Origin of the sequence: Micromonospora sp. NPDC005197 (assembly GCF_040608295.1) — a bacterium.
In the GTDB taxonomy this organism is placed as follows: Bacteria; Actinomycetota; Actinomycetes; order Mycobacteriales; family Micromonosporaceae; genus Micromonospora.
In genome coordinates this window covers 28963-48514 of sequence record NZ_JBEXHY010000012.1, presented here as the reverse complement: position 1 = coordinate 48514, position 19552 = coordinate 28963, and the positions used below count along the sequence as shown (strand labels likewise).

General features: G+C 71.6%; 19 protein-coding genes and 1 pseudogene. 10 read left to right on the top strand and 10 right to left on the bottom strand.

Translation table 11 applies throughout. The features are described from left to right. Window positions 1–26: 26 nt before the first annotated feature. From ABZU46_RS07305 to ABZU46_RS07285, 5 genes are all read right to left on the bottom strand, one after another. Window positions 27–908 (bottom strand): potassium-transporting ATPase subunit C, encoded by an 882-nt coding sequence (locus ABZU46_RS07305; protein ID WP_354855573.1) that lies wholly within the window; start codon window positions 906–908, stop codon window positions 27–29. After that, complete coding sequence (kdpB, locus tag ABZU46_RS07300) at window positions 908–3103, bottom strand: potassium-transporting ATPase subunit KdpB (RefSeq protein ID WP_354855572.1); 2196 nt, start codon at window positions 3101–3103, stop codon at window positions 908–910. Before kdpB ends, ABZU46_RS07305 begins: the two co-directional genes overlap by 1 nt. 20 nt (window positions 3104–3123) lie before the next feature. After that, window positions 3124–4779 carry a potassium-transporting ATPase subunit KdpA gene (gene kdpA / locus ABZU46_RS07295; RefSeq protein WP_354855571.1) on the bottom strand — a complete coding sequence of 552 codons (1656 nt, stop codon included), beginning with the start codon at window positions 4777–4779 and terminating at the stop codon, window positions 3124–3126. Further along, the gene (kdpF, locus tag ABZU46_RS07290) at window positions 4779–4868 is read right to left on the bottom strand and encodes a K(+)-transporting ATPase subunit F (RefSeq protein WP_036390805.1); all 90 of its coding nucleotides are present in this window, start codon (window positions 4866–4868) and stop codon (window positions 4779–4781) included. Before kdpF ends, kdpA begins: the two co-directional genes overlap by 1 nt. Window positions 4869–5251: 383 nt before the next feature. Beyond that, window positions 5252–6292: an SAM-dependent methyltransferase gene (locus ABZU46_RS07285; RefSeq protein ID WP_354855570.1), complete on the bottom strand. Its 1041-nt coding sequence runs from the start codon at window positions 6290–6292 to the stop codon at window positions 5252–5254. A gap of 72 nt (window positions 6293–6364) precedes the next feature. Here ABZU46_RS07285 and ABZU46_RS07280 point away from each other — a divergent pair, with 72 nt between their 5' ends. Further along, entirely contained in the window at window positions 6365–7189 is an 825-nt protein-coding gene (locus ABZU46_RS07280; RefSeq protein ID WP_354855610.1) for a zf-HC2 domain-containing protein, read from the top strand. Window positions 7190–7196: 7 nt separating this feature from the next. Here the strand turns inward: ABZU46_RS07280 and ABZU46_RS07275 are convergent, their stop codons facing one another. After that, the gene (locus tag ABZU46_RS07275) at window positions 7197–8675 is read right to left on the bottom strand and encodes an NAD(P)/FAD-dependent oxidoreductase (RefSeq protein ID WP_354855569.1); all 1479 of its coding nucleotides are present in this window, start codon (window positions 8673–8675) and stop codon (window positions 7197–7199) included. A 137-nt stretch (window positions 8676–8812) separates the two neighbouring features. On the opposite strand from ABZU46_RS07275, the pseudogene ABZU46_RS07270 reads away from it, so the two are divergent. Continuing rightward, a pseudogene (locus ABZU46_RS07270) lies at window positions 8813–9149 on the top strand (pyridoxamine 5'-phosphate oxidase family protein). 20 nt (window positions 9150–9169) lie between these two features. On the opposite strand, the gene ABZU46_RS07265 reads toward ABZU46_RS07270, so the two are convergent. Both ABZU46_RS07265 and ABZU46_RS07260 read right to left on the bottom strand, forming a co-directional pair. Further along, window positions 9170–9802 carry a TetR/AcrR family transcriptional regulator gene (locus ABZU46_RS07265; protein WP_354855568.1) on the bottom strand — a complete coding sequence of 211 codons (633 nt, stop codon included), beginning with the start codon at window positions 9800–9802 and terminating at the stop codon, window positions 9170–9172. A 95-nt stretch (window positions 9803–9897) separates the two neighbouring features. After that, window positions 9898–10296, bottom strand: a complete 399-nt coding sequence (locus ABZU46_RS07260; RefSeq protein WP_354855567.1) for a VOC family protein — start codon at window positions 10294–10296, stop codon at window positions 9898–9900. A 120-nt stretch (window positions 10297–10416) separates the two neighbouring features. Here ABZU46_RS07260 and ABZU46_RS07255 point away from each other — a divergent pair, with 120 nt between their 5' ends. Continuing rightward, window positions 10417–11373 carry a YafY family protein gene (locus tag ABZU46_RS07255; RefSeq protein WP_354855566.1) on the top strand — a complete coding sequence of 319 codons (957 nt, stop codon included), beginning with the start codon at window positions 10417–10419 and terminating at the stop codon, window positions 11371–11373. A gap of 78 nt (window positions 11374–11451) precedes the next feature. Here the strand turns inward: ABZU46_RS07255 and ABZU46_RS07250 are convergent, their stop codons facing one another. After that, a complete protein-coding gene (locus ABZU46_RS07250; protein WP_354855565.1) occupies window positions 11452–11709 on the bottom strand; it encodes a hypothetical protein in 258 nt (85 codons plus the stop codon). Window positions 11710–11822: 113 nt separating this feature from the next. On the opposite strand from ABZU46_RS07250, the gene ABZU46_RS07245 reads away from it, so the two are divergent. Beyond that, the gene (locus ABZU46_RS07245) at window positions 11823–12041 is read left to right on the top strand and encodes a hypothetical protein (protein WP_354855564.1); all 219 of its coding nucleotides are present in this window, start codon (window positions 11823–11825) and stop codon (window positions 12039–12041) included. A 51-nt stretch (window positions 12042–12092) separates the two neighbouring features. On the opposite strand, the gene ABZU46_RS07240 is transcribed toward ABZU46_RS07245, so the two are convergent. Next, window positions 12093–12407 carry a hypothetical protein gene (locus ABZU46_RS07240; RefSeq protein WP_354855563.1) on the bottom strand — a complete coding sequence of 105 codons (315 nt, stop codon included), beginning with the start codon at window positions 12405–12407 and terminating at the stop codon, window positions 12093–12095. A gap of 61 nt (window positions 12408–12468) precedes the next feature. Between ABZU46_RS07240 and ABZU46_RS07235 the strand changes: the two genes are divergently transcribed. From ABZU46_RS07235 to ABZU46_RS07210, 6 genes are all read left to right on the top strand, one after another. Continuing rightward, a complete protein-coding gene (locus ABZU46_RS07235) occupies window positions 12469–13341 on the top strand; it encodes an alpha/beta fold hydrolase (RefSeq protein ID WP_354855562.1) in 873 nt (290 codons plus the stop codon). Between the two features lie 32 nt (window positions 13342–13373). Beyond that, on the top strand, window positions 13374–14534 hold the full coding sequence (locus ABZU46_RS07230) for an acyl-CoA dehydrogenase family protein (protein WP_354855561.1): 1161 nt from the start codon (window positions 13374–13376) through the stop codon (window positions 14532–14534). Next, on the top strand, window positions 14524–15738 hold the full coding sequence (locus ABZU46_RS07225; protein WP_354855560.1) for an acetyl-CoA C-acetyltransferase: 1215 nt from the start codon (window positions 14524–14526) through the stop codon (window positions 15736–15738). The genes ABZU46_RS07230 and ABZU46_RS07225 overlap by 11 nt, the downstream gene beginning before the upstream one ends. A 17-nt stretch (window positions 15739–15755) precedes the next feature. Further along, complete coding sequence (locus ABZU46_RS07220; RefSeq protein ID WP_354855559.1) at window positions 15756–17897, top strand: 3-hydroxyacyl-CoA dehydrogenase NAD-binding domain-containing protein; 2142 nt, start codon at window positions 15756–15758, stop codon at window positions 17895–17897. Next, window positions 17894–19015, top strand: a complete 1122-nt coding sequence (locus tag ABZU46_RS07215) for a CaiB/BaiF CoA-transferase family protein (protein ID WP_354855558.1) — start codon at window positions 17894–17896, stop codon at window positions 19013–19015. Before ABZU46_RS07220 ends, ABZU46_RS07215 begins: the two co-directional genes overlap by 4 nt. An 88-nt stretch (window positions 19016–19103) precedes the next feature. Continuing rightward, the gene (locus tag ABZU46_RS07210; RefSeq protein WP_354855557.1) at window positions 19104–19550 is read left to right on the top strand and encodes a YbaB/EbfC family nucleoid-associated protein; all 447 of its coding nucleotides are present in this window, start codon (window positions 19104–19106) and stop codon (window positions 19548–19550) included. Window positions 19551–19552 lie beyond the last annotated feature (2 nt).

The following is a 19552-nucleotide window of genomic DNA, read 5'->3' as shown; positions in this document are numbered from 1 at the left end:
CGGCACGACCCCGCCTGCGAGGGTGCTCAGCGTGCGGTGAACTGCCTGTCGAGGGCGAGGTTGAGCTCCAGCACGTTGACGCCGGGCTCACCCATGAAGCCCAGCCCACGCCCGCCGGTGTGGTCCTTGACCAGCTTGCGGACCGCCGCCGGGTCAGCGCCGCGCTCCCGCGCGACCCGGGTCACCTGCAACTCGGCGTACGCCGGGCTGATCTGCGGGTCGAGGCCGCTGGCGCTGGCGGTGACCGCGTCGGCGGGCACCGCCGGGTCGGCCGGCGCGTCGCCCCGGATCGGGGTGACCACCCCACCGGCGGCCACGTAGTCCTCGCCGGGCTGGGCCAACTGCACAGTGACCCCCTCGTAGGAGCCGACGAACGGCGTGGCCGGGGCGGCCTGGTTGACGCTTACCACCCGGGTGACCGGGCCGGTCAGACCGTCGGCACGGAACACCGCGAGCACCGCGCCCACCCCGTCGTCGGTGCAGTAGGGGCGGCGGCCGTCGACGCCGTTCAGCTCGCCGACGGCCTTGCTGCGCCCGCAGACCTGGGTGAGCAGGCTCTCGCTGGACTCCTCCGGGTCGGTGGCCACGGTGTCGACCACGCTCTCCGGGCCGAGGTTGCTGGCCGAGGTGGACGTCGGGTCGTAGCCGTCACCGGCGGCCGACGGGCGAGACTGGAAGTAGCGCGGGACGGGGTTGCCGTCCGCGTCGGTGAAGGACTGGCCGATCAGCGAGCTGCCGACGGTGTTGCCGCCCACGGTGATCAGCGAGCCGTCGGCCTTGTGGTTGAGGCCGGGCAGCTGACCGAGCGCGACCAGGGCCAGCGGGTAGACCAGCCCGAGCAGCACCGTGAAGACGAGCAGGGCACGCAGGGCGGCGAGGTGTTGGGCGAGCCAGGTGGGTAGGCGCATCACGAAATCCCCGGAATGAACTGGATGAGCAGGTCGATGAGCTTGATCCCGATGAACGGCACGATGATGCCGCCCAGCCCGTACACCAGCAGGTTGCGGCTGAGCAGCTTCGACGCGGCGGCCGGCCGGTACCGCACGCCGCGCAGGGCGAGCGGGATCAGCGCGATGATCACCAGGGCGTTGAAGATGACCGCGGACAGGATCGCCGACTCCGGGCTGGCCAGCCGCATGATGTTCAGGGCGTCCAGGCTCGGGTAGAGGCCGGCGAACATGGCCGGGATGATCGCGAAGTACTTCGCGATGTCGTTGGAGATGCTGAACGTGGTCAGCGCCCCACGCGTGATCAGCAACTGCTTGCCGATCTCCACGATCTCGATCAGCTTGGTCGGGTCGGAGTCGAGGTCCACCATGTTGCCGGCCTCCTTGGCGGCCGACGTGCCGGTGTTCATGGCCACCCCGACGTCGGCCTGCGCGAGCGCCGGCGCGTCGTTGGTGCCGTCACCGGTCATCGCGACCAGCCGGCCACCCTCCTGCTCCCGCTTGATCAGCGCGAGCTTGTCCTCCGGCGTCGCCTCGGCCAGGAAGTCGTCCACCCCGGCCTCGTCGGCGATCGCCTTCGCGGTACGCGGGTTGTCGCCGGTGATCATCACGGTGCGGATGCCCATCCGGCGCATCTCGTCGAACCGCTCCCGCATGCCGGACTTGACGACGTCCTTGAGGTGGATGACGCCCAGGGCGCGGGCCGGCTCACCGTCGACGTGCTCGGCGACGACCAGCGGCGTACCGCCGGTGCTGCTGATCCCGTCCACGATCTCGCCGACCTGCTCGGTCGGGTGGCCGCCGTTCTCCCGTACCCACTTCATGACCGCGGCGGCGGCGCCCTTGCGGACCCGGCGGGCCGTGCCCGACGCGCCGCCGTCGACGCTGGCGTCCGGGGTCAGGTCGACGCCGCTCATCCGGGTCTGCGCGGTGAACGGCACGAACGTGGCGTGCGGCATCACGCCGGGCTGGCGCTCGCGCAGCCCGAACTCGTTCTTCGCCAGGACGACGACCGAGCGCCCCTCCGGGGTCTCGTCGGCCAGGCTGGACAGTTGCGCGGCGTCGGCCAGGCACGCCGCGTCGACCCCCTCGACCGGGACGAACTCGGCGGCCTGCCGGTTGCCCAGCGTGATGGTGCCGGTCTTGTCCAGCAGCAGGGTGTTGACGTCGCCGGCCGCCTCGACGGCCCGGCCGCTCATGGCCAGCACGTTGCGCTGCACCAGCCGGTCCATACCGGCGATGCCGATGGCCGACAGCAGCGCGCCGATGGTGGTGGGGATCAGGCAGACCAGCAGCGAGACCAGCACGACACCGGTGACACCGGAACCGGTGATCGCCCCGCTGTCCGGCGCGGCCGCCTGGTACGCCTTGGAGAAGATCGCCAGCGGCTGAAGGGTGACCACGGCCAGCAGGAAGATGATCGTGAGCGCGGCGAGCAGGATGTTCAGCGCGATCTCGTTCGGCGTCTTCTGCCGGTTGGCGCCCTCGACCAGGGCGATCATCCGGTCGATGAAGCTCTCCCCCGGCTTCTGGGTGATCTTCACGATGATCCGGTCGGAGAGCACCTTCGTGCCGCCGGTGACCGCGCTGCGGTCCCCGCCGGACTCCCGGATGACCGGGGCCGACTCGCCGGTGATGGCCGACTCGTCGACGCTCGCGATGCCCTCCACGATGTCGCCGTCGCCGGGAATGATGCCGCCCGCCTCGACCAGCACGATGTCGCCCTGGCGCAGCTGCGGCGCGGGCACCGCCTCGTCGCGGTAGGTGTTGGCCCGCGCGCCCGGCTTCCAGTCGACCAGCCGGGTGGCGATGGTGTCCTGCTTGGCCTGTCGCAGCGCGGCGGCCTGGGCCTTGCCCCGGCCCTCGGCGACCGCCTCGGCCAGGTTGGCGAAGATCACGGTCAGCCAGAGCCAGATGGTGATCGCCCAGGCGAACACCGACGGGTCGGTCACCGCCAGGACGGTGGTGAAGGCCGCGCCGATCTCCACGATCAGCATCACCGGGTTGCGCCACAGGGTGGTCGGGTTGAGCTTGCGTACGGCGTCCGGCAGGGACCGGATGAGTTGCTGGGGGTCGAGCAGGCCCCCGCCGACCCGGTTGCCCTGCGTTGCCGGGGTGCCTGGCAGTTGCTCTGTCGGGGCGGACGTGACGGACATGTCCTCGTTCCTCATGATGGTCAGAGCCCTTCTGCCAGCGGGCCGAGCGCGAGCGCGGGCAGGAAGGTCAGCGCGACGAGGACCACCGTGACGCCGACGACCATGCCGATGAACAGCGGTCGATGGGTCGGCAGGGTGCCCTCGGACGCGGGGGTGGGTGCCTGGCGGGCCAGCGAGCCGGCCAGCGCGAGCACGAAGATGAGCGGCAGGAACCGGCCCAGCAGCATGCACAGCCCCAACGCGGTGTCCCACCAGGTGGTGTTCACCGTGATGCCGGCGAAGGCGGAACCGTTGTTGTTGCTGGCCGAGGTGAACGCGTACAGCACCTCGGAGAGGCCGTGCGGGCCGACGTTGAGCGCCGTCGAGTTGTTGCCGGTGGCGAACGCCGCCGCCGTGCCGACCAGCACCAGGATCGGCGTGATCAGGAAGTACAGCGAGGCGAACTTGATCTCCCGCGACCCGATCTTCTTGCCCAGGTACTCCGGGGTGCGGCCGACCATCAGGCCGGCGATGAACACCGTGATCACCGCGAGGATCAGCAGGCCGTAGAGGCCGGAACCGGTGCCGCCGGGCGCGACCTCGCCGAGCATCATGTTGACCATCGTCATCATGCCGCCGAGCGAGGTGAACGAGTCGTGGAACGAGTTGACCGCTCCGGTCGAGGTGAGCGTGGTGGCGGCGGCGAAGGTGGCCGAGTTCGACACGTCGAACCGCACCTCCTTGCCCTCCATCGCCGCACCGACCGCCTGCGGGACCGTGCCGTGGCCGGCCAGCTCGAAGATGTTGGTGATGGCGACGCTGAGGAACGCGAGGATGCCCATCACCGCGGCGATGGCGTAACCCTGCCGGTTCTGCCCGACCATCCGGCCGAACACCCGGGGCAGGCTGAACGGGATCAGCAGGATCAGGAAGATCTGCAACCAGTTCGTCCAGGTCGTGGGGTTCTCGAACGGGTGGGCGCTGTTGACGTTGTAGAAGCCGCCACCGTTGGTGCCCAGCTCCTTGATCACTTCCTGGCTCGCGACCGGGCCGCCGGTGATGGTCTGGGTGCCGCCGGTCAGCGTGCTCACGTCGGTGCCGCCGGAGAGGTTCTGCACCACCCCGCCGATCATCAACACGATGGCCCCGAGGACCGCGATCGGCACCAGGATGCGCAGCACGATCCGCGTCAGGTCGACCCAGAAGTTGCCGAGTTGCCCGGTGCGACTGCGGGCGAAGCCGCGTACCAGCGCGACCGCCACCGCGATGCCGACCGCCGCCGAGACGAAGTTCTGCACGGCGAGACCGGCCATCTGCACCAGGTGGCCCATCGTCGACTCACCCGAGTACGACTGCCAGTTGGTGTTGGTCACGAACGACACGGCCGTGTTCCACGCGCCGTGCGGCACCACCGGGTCGAAGCCCAGCGACAGCCACAGGTGGTTCTGCACCCGCTGGAACAGGTACAGGAACAGGATCGAGACCGCGGAGAACGCGAGCACGCTGCGGGCGTACACGCCCCAGGTCTGCTCGGCGGCAGGGTTGACCCCGACCAGGCGGTAGATCCCCCGCTCGATTCGCGACTGCTTCGTCCCGGAGACCGCCCGGAACATGTAGTCACCGAACGGCTTGTAGACGGCGACCAGGGCCGCCACCAGCGTCAGCACGAAGATGACGCCCGCTGTTGTCATGGTCATCAGAAGCGCTCCGGAAACAGCAGGGCGAACACCAGGAACGCGCCCAGGACGATCGCGAGCACCAGACCGACGGCGTTGACCGCGTTCACAGCTTCTCCACCGCCCGGACCACCAGGGCGAGCACTGCGAACAGCGCCACCGTGAGGACCACGAACACCACGTCAGACACGCTGACTCCTCTAACCGGAAAGGTTCGTCGCGACCGCCTTCCGGTCGCGCCGGGCAATCAAAGCCCCACCACCCGCCGGACGGCAGGGGTCATAACGCGACCATGACGGCGGCGAACCTTTTCTTGACGCGGTTTTCACACCTGCCCATGAACAGGTGAAATGCGGCACAGAGGCGCGTCAGCCGGGGAGACGAGGGGTGGCTGTCCACCCTTTGCTCTGCTTCAACGGAGGCGACAGCGAGGCACCGACACTGTTGCGCCGGTTGAAGCAGAGCAAAGGGCCCGAAGGGGATGGGCGGCCGGTCAGGCCGGGCGGCGGGCCACCAGCACGTCGCGCATGATCGACTGGTCCACCCGGTGCCGCAGCGCGCGGTAGGGCTCCGCGTCGACAACTGTCAGGCCGGCGTCGGCCAGTGCCGCCGCCGCGTCGTCGCGGCTGGCGACGTGGGTGTTCCAGGAGATGCCCAGCGCCCCGCCGGGGCGCAGCAGCCGCGCCCAGACCGGCGCGGCGTCCGCGAGCAGCGCCAGCGGGTCACGCGTCAGACCCTGATCGGCGGTACGGCTGCCGTGCTGCACGCCGTACGGCGCGTCGGCGACCACCAGGTCGACGGTCTCCGGTCGGAAGAACTCCCCCGCGCGGGTGGTGTCGGCGTTGACGACGTCGAGCAGCTGCGTACGGCCCGCCTTGTGCTCCTCGCGGGTCGGCGCCAACTCGATGCGCACCCGCCGGCCGACCACCTTGCGCTCCCGCCGCACCGGCCCCGACTCCAGCACCCGGTGCTTGACCCGCTTCTGCTTCAGCCAGGTCGTGACGAACGCGCGGTACGCCTCGACGTCCTTCTGGTCGCGCTCGATCCCGGCGGCGTCGAAGCCGTACATCAGCGCCTGGTTGAGGGTGGTGCCGCGACCGCAGAGGGGGTCGAGCACCCGGAACCGGCGGCTGGTCAGCTCGCCGGCCCAGTCCGACGCGAGCAGGGTGACGTTGAGCAGCAGCTTGGTGAACTGCTCGTTGGTCTTGCCGGGGTACTTCTGGATGGTGAGCAGATCGTCGTCGTAGCGGTCCAGCCGGCTCCACTCGACCGGGCGCAGCAGGTCGCCGACGATCTCGAACAGCGCGTACCCGGCGGAGAGGTTGCCCAGGACGGCCAGGTCCCGTTCGGTCAGCCCGTCACCGGCGAACGTGACGTAGGTCGCCCCGCCGACGACCTCCGTGTCCAGCTCGCCGATCCGGCCGTCGAGCGCCGACCGGCCGAAGATCTCCAGCTCGGCCCGGGTGAGGTCGATGGCGGAGCGGGCGTACACCCGGTTGGTGGCGGGCAGGATCAGCAGGCCGTAGCGCGTCATGATCCGGCGAGTATTCCACAACGCGTGACGGTCGCCGGGAACCGGAGCGGCCTGCGGACCGACTACCCACACATGGGGTGTGAGCAGTGGCGGGAGGTCCTGTCCGCGCAGTTGGACGGGGAGGAGACCGCCGCCGAAGGGGCGGCGGCGCAGGGGCACCTGGACGAGTGCGCCCAGTGCCGGGCCTGGTTCGCGGCGGCGGTCGCGGTGACGCGCCGCGTTCGTACCCGATTGGTCACCGAGGTGCCCGACCGGACCGACGCGATCCTGGCCGCCGTCGGTGGCAGCGCCGCTGGCGACGCGGTTGCCGACGCCGGTGACACGCCGCCGGCTGGCCGGTCGCGCTGGCGACCCCGCCTGCCCGGCCGCGCCGGGTTGGTCGTCGGGCTGCGCGCGGCGCTCGGGCTGCTCGGCGCGGTCCAGCTCGTGCTCGGCCTGGCCCAGGTGGGCCGGGGAGCGAGCGCGGACCACGTGCACGCCGCCGGCCAGCACCTGTGGCACGAGTCGGCCGCCTGGAACGTGGCGGTCGGGGCCGGCTTCCTCTTCGTGGCGGTACGCCGCAGCCCTCCGGCGGGTCTCCTGCCGATGCTCAGCGCGTTCGTCGGCACGCTCCTGCTGCTCTCGGTCAACGACCTCGCCACCGGCTCGGTGGAGGGGGAACGCCTGGTCAGCCACGGGTTCCTGGTGGTCGGCTACCTGATCACCGCCCTGCTGTCCCGGCCCGGGCTGCGCCCCGGCGGACCCGCGCCACAGCGTCAGCCGACGCCGTCGCGCTGGAGGTTCGGCGCGGACGAGACCGAACGGCCACTGCGGGTGGTGCACTCCGGGGCGTACCCCGCGCAGGCCGCCGACCGCTACGCCGCCCCGACAGCGCAGGCCGGCCGCCGCGCCGCCTGAGCATCGATCACGTCACGCGGCCGTAGTCGGCCGGATCCAGCCGGGCGGTACGGCGGCGGTACTCGGCGGCCATCCCCGGCCAGTTGGTGACGATCCGGCCGGTGGCCGTGCGGTACCAGCTCCGGCAGGCGGTCCACACGCTTGCGGCGAGCCGGCGTTGCAGCTCCGCGTCGTAGTCGGCGGCCACCTCGGGGCGTACCTCCAGAGGTTCGCCACCGGCGGCGAGCAGGCGCACCGCCTGCGCGATGTGCCGGGCCTGCGCCTCATGGAAGTAGATCACCGACGTGTTGCCGGTGTTCGTGTTCGGGCCGTACATGAGGAAGAGGTTGGGAAACCCGGGCACTGCCATCCCGAGGTACGCGTACGCGCCGTCGCGCCACTCCTCGCTGAGCTGACGGCCGGCGCGTCCGGTGACCCGGATCGGCACCAGGAAGTCGGTGGCCGCGAAGCCGGTGCCGTAGACCAGCACGTCGCAGGGGTGGGCCCGGCCGTCGGCGGTGCGGATACCGTCCTCGGTCACCTCGACGATCGCCTCGGTGACCAGCTCGACGTCATCCCGACCGAGGGCGGGCAGCCAGTCGTTGGTGAACAACACCCGCTTGCAGCCCATCGGCTCGACCGGCGTGACGCGGGCGCGCAGCTCCGGGTCGCGTACCTGCCACCACCGCTGCGCCCGCGACACACCCCGCAGCACCGCCGCGGCGACCCGGTTGCCGGTCACCGCCAGCCCGGTGAGCACGGTGACCGACCAGAACGCCGCCCGGGGCACCCGCATCAGCGCCGGCACCCGCCGGTAGAGCGCCCGGCCCAGTCGCCCGTGCCGGCGGTCCGGCTTGGGCAGCGTCCAGGGCGGAGTGCGCTGAAAGACGGTGACCCGGGCCGCCCGGCCCGCGATGGCCGGCACCAACTGCACCGCGCTGGCGCCGGTGCCGATCACCGCCACCCGGGCGCCGTCCAGTCGTACCGTCGGGTCCCACCGGGCCGTGTGCATCGCCGGCCCGGCGAACCGCTGCGCGCCCGGGAGCGTCGGCACCACCGGCCGCGAGAGCTGCCCGACCGCCGGGACCAGGACGTCCGCCGTCAGTTCGGCGCCATCGGCGGTACGCAGCCGCCAGCACGCGCCGGCCTCGTCCCACGACGCGTCGGTGACCTCGGTACGCAACCGCACGCTGTCGGTAAGCCCCAGCTCGGTCACGCAGCGGTGCAGGTAATCCAGGATCTCCGAGTGCGGCGGGAAGCGCCGCGACCAGTCCGGGTTCAGCGCGAAGGAGTACGAGTAGAGCGGCGCCGGGATGTCGCAGGCGCAGCCCGGGTAGGTGTTGTCGCGCCAGACGCCGCCGATCCGGTCGGCCCGCTCCAGCAGCACCACATCCGCGTCGCCGGTGCGGCGCAGCGCGGCGGCCACCGCCACCCCGCCGAACCCGGAGCCGATGATCGCCACCCGCACCCGACCGGGACGTCGGGCGGTCGCTGCGCTGTCGGTCATGGCGGGCTCCCTCGGCGGTGCGGCCGACCGTAACAGCTTGTTGGCGGCTCGCCAACGATGCGAGCGCACCCCGCCGATCCTGTAGCCGCCCGGCGGGGCCACGTGGGTAGGGTGCTCGCCATGGTCGCGAGGGTTTCATGCCGTTGACGAATCCGTGGCTGGCTGGACCCACGCCGGCGAAGCGGCTCGACCGTGAACGACTTGAAGAGCGCATTCACAACCTACTGTCGTCGCAGAACATGTGCGTGCTCGCCACCACGGGTCCGGACGGGCCGCTGGCCACGCCGGTGCGGTACTACCCGCTCGGCTTCGCGGTCGGCGTTCCGCTGGGAGAACGAGCACGCCGAGCGGGGGCGACCGCTGTCCGAGCCGCCCGAGGACACCCTCGTGGTCGTGGAGGCGGAGCGGATCGTCTACACCGAGCACTGGCTGCGCCGCGAGGGGTTCGCGCCCCGCCAGTTCTGGCGTCGCTGAAAAGCCTTCGCCGGCTGCGGTCAGGACGGGTCGCTGGCCGCGATGACCTGTGGGACGACCTGTTCGACGATGGTCAGCAGGGTGGTGGTGAGCAGCAGGTGGACCTGCGGCCGGGTCAACGCCCCGCGCTGGAGCCACTCCCGGGCGGTGGACGTCGCCAGCCCGCAGTACGCCCGGACCATCCCCCGCAACTCCTCGTGGTCCTCGGCCTCCTCGGCCAGCCCGACGGCGACGAGCATCCGGTCGGCGGCGACCTCCTCGGCCTCGGCGAGCACCCGTTCCACGTCGGCGTCGCCGCCCATCCCCCTGGCGGTGACCGCCGCCAGCCACGAGGTGCTGTGCCGGGACACCACGTCGAGGAACCAGGTGACACTGGCATCGACCCGGGTCCGCAGGTCACCCTTGGGCAGTCGTTCCAGGGCAACCTCGGGGATAGTCACCATGACCCGGACGACCTCCAGGTAAAGGTCCTTCTTGGTGCCGAAGTAGTGGTTGACCAGGCCCCGGGCGACACCCGCCTCCCGGGCGACGTCGGTGGTCGACACGTCCGCGTACGGCCGCTCGCCGAACAGCCGGACCGCGCAGGCCAGGATCTGCCCGCGCCGGGCGTCCGGCTCCAACCTGCGGCGGCGCGGAGCCGTCTCGACACTCATCTGCCCGACCCTATCGGCAGCTCACGCCGCCAGCTTCGGCATCGACGTCCCCCATGCCTTGTCGGAGCCGCCGGCCTCGAGGCCGCGCCGACCGATCAACGGCGGAACCTCTCGATCGCCCCGGGGGTCACCGGAGTGAAGAAGTTGACCAGGTTGCCGTCGGGGTCGCGGAAGAGCAGGGCTCGGTTACCCCAGGGCATGGTCGTGGGCTCGTTCACGAAGTCCTCCACCACGCTTTTCAGTCTCTCGTAGAGCGCGTCCACGTCTTCCACGAGGAACTCGATGATGACGCTGTGGTTGTCGGCCGGGCGGGCGGAGCCTGGCGCGAACAGTGGGACCGTGCGGGTGCTGCCGATCGCCAGCGTGCCGTGGGCGGTGCGCAACTCGGCGAAGTCCTCGTTGCCCCAGGCCGCCTGCACGCCGGTGATCTTCTCGTAGAAGCCGACCAGGCGGTTGATCTCGTCGGTGATGATGCGGATGGAGACGAAGTCCATGTCTTCTCCCTGCTCAGTACGGTCGGTACCGGTCTGTGGAGATCACGCTAGGGCAAATACTGGACAGATTTGGTCCAGTATTTTGATAAAGTTCGGACCGTGGCACGACCGACAGCCCAGGTGCTCGCACTGCTGGAGCTCCTGCAGTCCGGCGGCGTCCGGACGATGGCCGAGCTTGCCGAGCGCCTTGGTGTCGAACCGCGCACGGTGCGGCGCTACGTGAGTCATCTGGTCGACCTGGACCTGCCGGTGGAGTCGGTGCGCGGTCGCTACGGCGGGTATCGGCTCGCCGCCGGCTATCGACTGCCGCCGCTGATGCTCAGCGACGACGAAGCCTTGGCCGTCCTACTCGGCCTGATCGCCGGCCGCCGTGCCGGGTTGGCGACGGCAACAGGCGCGGCGGGCGAAACAGCCGCCGCGAAGATCCGCCGCGTCCTACCGTCGCGGACCGCGGACCGGCTGGACGCCGCACTCCAGTCCCTTGCCTTCACCGCCGAACCCGGTAACTTCCCTGCACCGCAGACCGAGGTACTACTCGCCGTCGCCGAGGCGGTCCGCCATCACCGGCCGATCTCGCTGCACTACACCTCGGGCGACGGCAGGCGTAGCGTCCGCGTGCTGCATCCGTTCGGGCTGGTCAACCATGCCGGCCGGTGGTATGTCACCGGGGTCGATCCGGAGATCGGCGAGGACCGCACCCTTCGACTCGACCGCATCGCGGACGCGAGACCGCTGCCGGGCTCGTTCGAGCCGCCCGCCGGAAACGATCCGGCCGGGCGCCTTCTCACCTCGATGGCACAAGCGCCGTACCAGCATGCGGTGTCGCTGCGGATACAAGGAACAGCCGAGCAGATCCGCAGACGACTACCGGCCAGCATCGCCGAGGTGCGAGAGGGTGCGGACGAAGGCTGGCAGGACGTGGAGATCCGGGCAGAGAGCCTCGACTGGTTGCCCGGCGTGCTCGCCGCGCTCGACCTGCCGTTCGTCATCGAACGCCCGGACGAGCTCCGCGACCGCGTCGTCGCACTCGCCGAGCGGCTGGCGGCCTCGGCACGACGTGAGTCGGCCCGCAACTAGCAAGCCGCCACCCTCACCTTGATCACTTGATGCTCACCAGTTATCAGCGCCGTTCCTGAGCTGCTGAGCATCAAGTGATCACTGAATTCCGCGCTGACGCCGGATCAGGTGCCGGCCGAGATGCCGCAGGTTGGACGTCTCGGCGTAGAGCGCCGCATTGATCGCACCCACTGCGACGCCCGGGGCTCGCTGCACCCGGTCGATGTCCTGGACGACCCGACCGATCAACGTCAGCCGACAACGGAGATCGAACAACTCTCTCCGTGCGCAGTGCAGCGCCGTCTCCAATCCCCCGACCCGCTCCCGAAGCCACGCCAACTCCGTCGCCTGATCCATCGGCCAGCCCCTCTCGTCATCTTTCTTGTCGTGGCTCTACCCTCGCCCACTCGAACGGGCTGCGCAAGTAGGTAGACGCAATTCGGCATTCCTGATCGCCCTACCGTCGAGTGATGGGTGAGGTCCCGGGTCCGCTGGTCGGCCCGCACGAGCTACAGGAGTTGCTCGGCGGCGTGAGCCGGACCCGGATGCGTCAGCTCATCCGCTATCCGACCTTCCCCGCGCCGTTTCAACGGCTGCATGGCACCACGGTCTGGCTGCGCGCCGACGTGGAGGCGTGGATCGCCGAGCACCGCCCACCGCGCCCTACCGATGGCGACGAGCCGGAGTAGGTCACGCGGCGCCACCTTCACGCACCCGCGGATCTGCTCGGGACGGCCGCCTCACGCCGTCGGGTCACCAGGTTCGCTCGGCGGCACTCGCAGAAACGTCACGCCCCGGAACTCGAACTCCGCCTGGGCGACGGCCTCCCTCTCCGTCGGATGACACGTGTCTGCCACAACCTCCCACTTCCGGTTGCAGTAGAAGAGGTAGCGGTCGGTATCGCCGTCGTAGCAGGCGATCGCGAGGCGTACGACCACGTCAGCGAAGTTGCCGACGGAGTGGCGCGTCGCACCGGTTGGCGACTGCTCTCGTCCCAGATTGGCGAACATCGTGACCCGGGCTCCGTCGAGCAGAGCCGGCGGTGTGGCACTCATGGCACGATCCTCGCCCATCGGCAGGAATTGAATGTGAGCCCCGGCGTGTGAGGGTGGGTGGATGCACCGTGGGGACCCGGACTGGCTCGCTCACTCGCGGCGTGGTGATGGACCGCCGCTGGTGCTCATCCACGGCATCGGTAGTCGGTGGCAGGTGTGGGAACCGGTGCTCGACGAGGTGGCCCGACACCGCGACGTGATCGCGCTGGACCTGCCCGGCTTCGGCGCCTCACCACCGTGGCCCGAGCCACCGAAGCCGTCGGAGCCATCAAAGCCGCCGAAGCCGCCGACGCCACCCGAGCCGCTGGCGCAGGCGGCCCCCGGGTCGGTGGAGCACCTGGCCGATCGGGTCGCCGCGTTCCTGGACGCGCTGGGCGTGCGCCGGCCCGCCGTTGCCGGCAACTCGCTCGGTGGCGGCATCGCGTTGGAGTTGGGGCGACGCGGGCTGGCCCACTCGGTGACCGCGTTCTCGCCCATCGGGTTCTGGGGGCCGGTCGGGCGACGCTGGTGTCAACTGGCGGTCGGCGGAGCCCGGTCGGCGGCTGGCGGGCTGCGGCCGGCGCTGCCCCGGCTGCTGGCGAGCCGGGCCGGGCGGGTGGCGTTCTGCGGCCTGTTCTACGGCCACCCGGGTCACCTCGACCCCGACGAGTGCGTCGACTCGGCGGCGGCACTGGCTGACGCGCCCGGCTTCGCGGTGGCCCGCGCCGCGTTCGCCGGATGGCAGCTCCGTCGAGGGACGGCCGGCGCGCTCGACGACATCCCCGTGACGGTCGCCTGGGGTACGCGCGATCTCGTGTTGCCGTACCCCAGTCAGGCCCGGCGGGCCCGCGCGGCGCTGCCGGCGGCCCGGCACGTGCCGCTGGCGGGCTGCGGACATCTGCCCTTCGCGGACGACCCGGAAGCCTGTGCCCGGCTGCTGATCCAGACTTATTGACATGCCGCCAACAGCGCGCGAGGGTGGTGCACATGCCGACGCTCGATGGCTCCCCCTCGCCCTGGCGCGAACCTGAGCACGACGACCTCGCCGACCTGGCCCGCACCTTCTTCACCAAGGAGGTGCTGCCGCACACGGACCGCCTGCTGGCCCAGGGGCACCCGGACCGCGAGCACTACCGGCGTGCCGGTGAGCTGGGGTTGCTCGGCCTGTCGGTCCCCGAGGAGTACGGCGGCGGAGGCGGCGGGTTCACCCACGAGGCAGTGCTGCTGCACGAGCAGGCGTACACCGGGGAGAGCAGCCTCGGGCTGGCCGTCCACAGTGGCATCGTGACGGGCTATCTCGTCGCGTACGGCAGCGAGGAGCAGAAGCGACGGTGGCTGCCCGGCCTGTGCAGCGGTGAGCTGGTCGGCGCGATCGCGATGACCGAGCCCGACGGCGGCTCGGACCTCCAGGCGATGCGCACGCGGGCGGTCCGCGACGGCGACGACTACCTGGTCACCGGCGCGAAGACGTTCATCACCAACGGCGGCCTGGCCGACCTGATTCTGGTGGCCGTGAAGACCGACCCCGAGCAGCGGGCAGCCGGCGTCTCGCTGCTGGTGTGCGAGGTGGGCGGCGACCCGGAGGGCTTCCGCCGGGGCCGGCTGCTGTCCAAGATCGGGCTGCACGCCAACGACACCGCCGAGCTGTTCTTCGACGAGTTCCGGGTGCCGGCGGCCAACCTGCTCGGCGGTGCCGAGGGGCTGGGCTTCATCCAACTCATGCAGCAACTTCCGCAGGAACGGCTGGTCATCGGCGTCGGCGCGGTGGCCGCGATGGAACGCGCGGTCGAGCTGACCGTGGCGTACGCCAAGGAGCGCACCGCCTTCGGCAAGACCCTGATGGGGCACCAGAACACCCGGATGGTGCTCGCCGAGTGCGCCACCCGCACCCGGGTCAGCCGGGTCTTCCTGGACGACTGCATCGTCCGGCACACCCGTGGCGACCTGGACGTCGCCACGGCCGCGATGGCGAAGTCGTGGCTCACCGACGGGCAGTGCGAGGTCATCGACCGGTGCCTGCAACTGTTCGGCGGTTACGGCTACACGACGGAGTACCCGATCGCCCGGATGTACGCCGACGCCCGCGTCCAGAAGATCTACGGCGGCACCAACGAGATCATGAAGGAGTTGATCGCCCGTGCCCTCTGAGGCGTACGTCTATGACGCGGTCCGCACCCCGCGCGGACGCGGCCGGGACACCGGCGCGCTGCACGGGGTCAAGCCGATCTCGCTGGTGGTCGGCCTGATCGACGCGCTGCGCGAGCGCAACCCCGGCCTGGACGTGGGCCGGTTGGAGGACTTGCTGCTCGGCATCGTCACCCCCGTCGGCGAGCAGGGCGGCGACCTGGCGCGGGCCGCCGCGCTGCTGGCCGGGCTGCCCGACGAGGTGGGCGGGGTGCAGCTCAACCGGTTCTGCGCCTCCGGGCTGGAGGCGGTCAACTCCGCCGCCGCGCGCATCCGCTCCGGCTGGGAGCACCTGCTGCTCGCCGGCGGGGTCGAGTCGATGTCCCGGGTGCCGATGGGCTCCGACGGCGCCGCCTGGGCCACCGACCCGCAGACCGCGCTGGCCACGTCGTTCGTGCCGCAGGGCGTCAGCGCCGACCTGATCGCCACCCTGGAGGGGTTCACCCGCGACGACGTGGACGGCTACGCGCTGCGGTCACAGGAGCGGGCCGCCAAGGCGTGGGCCGGTGGGCACTTCGCCCGCTCGGTCGTGCCGGTCCGCGACGGCAACGGGCTGGACATCCTGACGGTCGACGAGCACCCCCGCCCGGAGACGACCCGGGAGGCACTGGCCCGGCTCACCCCGTCCTTCGCCACCATGGGCGAGGCCGCGGGCTTCGACGCGGTCGCGTTGCAGAAGTTCCACTGGCTGGAGGCCATCGAGCACGTCCACCACGCCGGTAACTCGTCCGGCATCGTGGACGGCGCGGCGCTGGTGCTGATCGGTTCGGAGCAGGTCGGGCAGGACCTCGGCCTCACCCCGCGCGCCCGGATCGTCGGCGCGGCCGTCACCGGCGCCGACCCGACGCTCATGCTGACCGGCCCGATCCCGGCCACCCACAAGGCGCTCGCCGTCGCCGGGCTGACCCTCGACGACATCGACCTGTTCGAGATCAACGAGGCGTTCGCGGCCGTGGTCCTCAAGTACGTCCGCGACCTGGGCCTCGACCCGGACCGCGTGAACGTCAACGGCGGCGCGATCGCTCTCGGCCACCCGCTGGGCGCCACCGGAGCCATGTTGCTCGGCACGGCGTTGGACGAGTTGGAGCGCCGCGACCTGCGCCGCGCCGTGGTGACCCTCTGCATCGGCGGCGGCATGGGCGTCGCCACCGTTCTCGAGCGCTGCTGACCCGGGGGACAAGACCAATGACCACCACCATCCGGTACGACCGCAGCGCCGACGGCATCGTCACGCTCACCCTGGACGACCCCGACCAGTCCGCCAACACCATGAACCGGGCGTACGCGGCATCGATGAGCGCGGTGCTGGACCGGCTGGAGGCCGAGGACGATCTCGCTGGCGTCATCGTGACCAGCGCGAAGTCGACGTTCTTCGCCGGCGGCGACCTGCCCGAGATGATCCGCGCCACCCGCGCCGACGCGCCCGCGCTGGCGGACCTGCTCGGCACCATCAAGCGGGACCTGCGCCGACTGGAGACGCTGGGCCGACCGGTCGTCGCGGCGGTCAACGGCTCCGCGCTCGGCGGCGGCCTGGAGATCGCCCTCGCCTGCCACCACCGCATCGCGCTGGACGCGCCCGACTCGCGGCTCGGGCTGCCCGAGGTGACCCTGGGTCTGCTGCCCGGGGCCGGCGGCGTCACCCGGACGGTGCGGATGCTCGGCCTGGCCGGGGCGCTGACCACGGTGCTGCTCACCGGCCGGCGGATGCGTCCGGCCGACGCCCTGGCCGCCGGGATCGTCGACGAGGTCGTCGCCACCGAGGCGGAGATGCTGGATCGCGCGCGGGCCTGGATCGCTGCCAACCCGCACCCGAAGCAGCCGTGGGACCGGCCGGACTATCGGATGCCCGGTGGCACCCCGGCCAGCCGTTCGCTGGCCGCGCAGCTGCCCGCCTTCCCGGCCACCCTGCGCAAGCAGCTCAAGGGCGCCCGGCTGCCCGCGCCCGAGGCGATCCTGGCCACCGCCGTCGAGGGCGCACAGGTCGACCTGGACACCGCGTTCACTGTGGAGACCCGACACCTGATCGGCCTGCTCACCGGGCAGGTCGCCAAGAACATGATCGGCGCGTTCTTCTTCGACCTCAAGGCCGTCAACGGCGGCGCCGCCCGACCAGCCGTGGACGTCCCGCCGGTGCGGCGGGTGGCGGTGCTCGGCGCCGGCATGATGGGCGCGGGCATCGCGTACGCCTGCGCCAGCGCCGGCCTCGACGTGGTGGTCCGGGACGTGTCGCCGGAGGCCGCGGGGCGGGCCCGGGAGCACGCCGAACGACTGCTGGCCCGCCGGGTCCGCAAGGGCCGCGCCACGGAAGCCGACGCCCGCGCGGTGCTGGACCGGATCACCACCACCGACCAGGTGGACGCGCTCGCCGGCTGCGACGCCGTCATCGAGGCGGTCTTCGAGGACCCGGCCCTGAAGCAGGCCGTCTTCGCCGAGGTGCTGCCGGTGCTCGCGCCGGGCGCGCTGCTCGCCTCCAACACCTCCACCCTGCCGATCACTCAGCTGGCCGCCGGCGTGGACCGGCCGGCCGACTTCATCGGCATGCACTTCTTCTCGCCGGTGGACCGGATGCCGCTGCTGGAAATCGTGGTGGGCGAACGGACCGGGGACGCCGCCCTGGCCCGCGCGTTCGACCTGGGCCGGCGGATCGGCAAGACCCCGATCGTGGTCAACGACGGCCGGGGCTTCTTCACCAGCCGCGTCATCGGCCGGTTCATCGACGAGGCGGTCGGCATGGTCGCCGACGGCGTACCGGCCGCGTCGGTGGAACAGGCCGCGTTGCAGGCCGGCTACCCGACCGGGCCCCTCGCGCTGGCCGACGAGGTGAGCCTCACCCTGATCCAGCGGATCCGCCGCCAGTTCGAGGCGGCCAGCGAGGAGTACCTGCCGCTGCCCGCGCACCGGCTCGTCGACGAGCTGGTCGACGCGTACGACCGGCCGGGCCGCGCCGCCGGACGCGGCTTCTACTCCTACGACGACGGCGTCCGGGGTCGATTGTGGACAGGCCTCGCCGACCTGGTCACCGACGCCGGCCAGGCGGTGCCGTTCACCGACCTCCAGGAACGGATGCTCTTCGCCGAGGCGCTGGACGCGCTGCGCTGCCTCGACGAGGGGGTGCTGCGTACCGAGACCGACGCCAACATCGGCTCGATCTTCGGCATCGGCTTCCCCGCCTGGACGGGCGGCGTGATCCGCTACGTCCGGCAGTACGCGGGCGGCCCGGCCGGTTTCGCGGCCCGCGCCGCCGAGCTGGCCGAACGGTACGGCGACCGGTTCACGCCTCCCGTCGACCTGGCGGACCGGCTCGCTGAGCCGGTTGGCGTCGCGTGACGGCGGCGCGCGGCGGGCCGCTGGCCGGGGTGCGGGTGGTCGAGCTGGCCAGCCTCGCGCCGGCCCCGTTCGGCTGCATGGTGCTCGCCGACCTCGGGGCGGACGTGGTACGCGTCGACCGGCCGGGCGGCCCGGGAGACGGGCGCCTCGCCGCGCCGACCGGTGGACCGTTGCAGCGCGGCCGGCGGGTCACCGCGCTGGACCTGAAGTCCCCGGCCGGTGTGGCCGACCTGCTGCGCCTCATCGAACGGGCGGACGTGCTCGTCGAGGCGTACCGGCCGGGGGTCGCCGAGCGGCTCGGCTTCGGCCCGGACGTCTGCCAGGCCCGCAACCCCCGGCTGGTGTACGCGCGGATGACCGGCTGGGGCCAGGACGGCCCGCTGGCGGCTCGGGCCGGCCACGACATCGACTACATCGCGGTCGCCGGGGCGCTGGAGCCACTGGGTCGAGCCGACGCACGCCCACACGCGCCGCTGAACCTGATCGGTGACTTCGCCGGCGGCGGCATGTTGCTGGCCGTAGGTGTGCTGGCGGCGCTGCTGGAGCGGGAACGCTCCGGCGTCGGCCAGGTCGTCGACGCGGCCATGGTGGACGGATCGGCGCTGCTCACCTCGTTCCTGCACGGGCTGCTCGGCACCGGCCTGTGGGCCGCCCCGCGCGGGCGGAACCTGCTCGACGGAGGAGCGCCCTTCTACGACACGTACGCCACCGCCGATGGCGGCTTCATGGCCGTCGGGGCGCTGGAGCCGGCCTTCTACGCCGTACTGCTGGCAGGTCTCGGCCTGGCCGACGAGGCGGAGCTGCCCGACCAGTACGACCCGAGCGGCTGGGACGAGCTGCGGAGGCGGTTCACCGAACGGTTCGCCGAGCGGACCCGGGACGAGTGGACGGCGGTCTTCGCCGACCTGGACGCCTGCGTCGCCCCCGTGCTGGCCCCGAATGAGGCGCACCGGCACCCGCACAACGCGGCCCGGGGGACGTTCGTCGAGGTCGACGGCGAGATCCAACCGGCGCCGGCACCCCGCTTCGACCGTACGCCGGCTGGCCCGCCCGCCCCGGCGCCCGATCCGGGGCGCGACGTCGCGCCGGTCGAGGACATTCTGTCCACCTGGGAGTGATCCACAGCCGACTTCCGGGGCAGCCGTGCGGGTGCCGCATTGATACGGTCGTGCACCGACGGTGGACTGCGGACGTGGGGGGACGTGCATGGCGAGCGGGATTGATCCGTCCGGCCTGAGCAGCTCGCTCGAAGAGGCGATGCGCCTGCTGAGCCAGGCAACGGGTGCTGTCACGGCGCAGCCGGGTGACGGCGACGGGCCCGCGCCGGACGCCGAGCAGATGGTAGGGCGGGGCACCGGCGGTGACGGTCTCGTCGAGGCGGAGGTCTCCGCGTTCGGCGCCCTGCAGACGCTGGTGATCGACCCGAGCCTGTCCCGGGCCGGCACGAGCACGATCGCCGAGTACGTCCTGGAGGCGGTCCAGGCGGCACAGGCCGACGAGCGCGCCCGCCGGGCCGACCTGACGGCCGGGGCCCAGGTCGACAGCACGGCCCTCACCCAGCAGCTCGAACGGGTCTCCGAGCAGGCGTTCCGTGGCTTCCAACAGATGATCGGTGACCTGGACGCGGCCACCCGCCGGATGGATCGTCGCTGAGC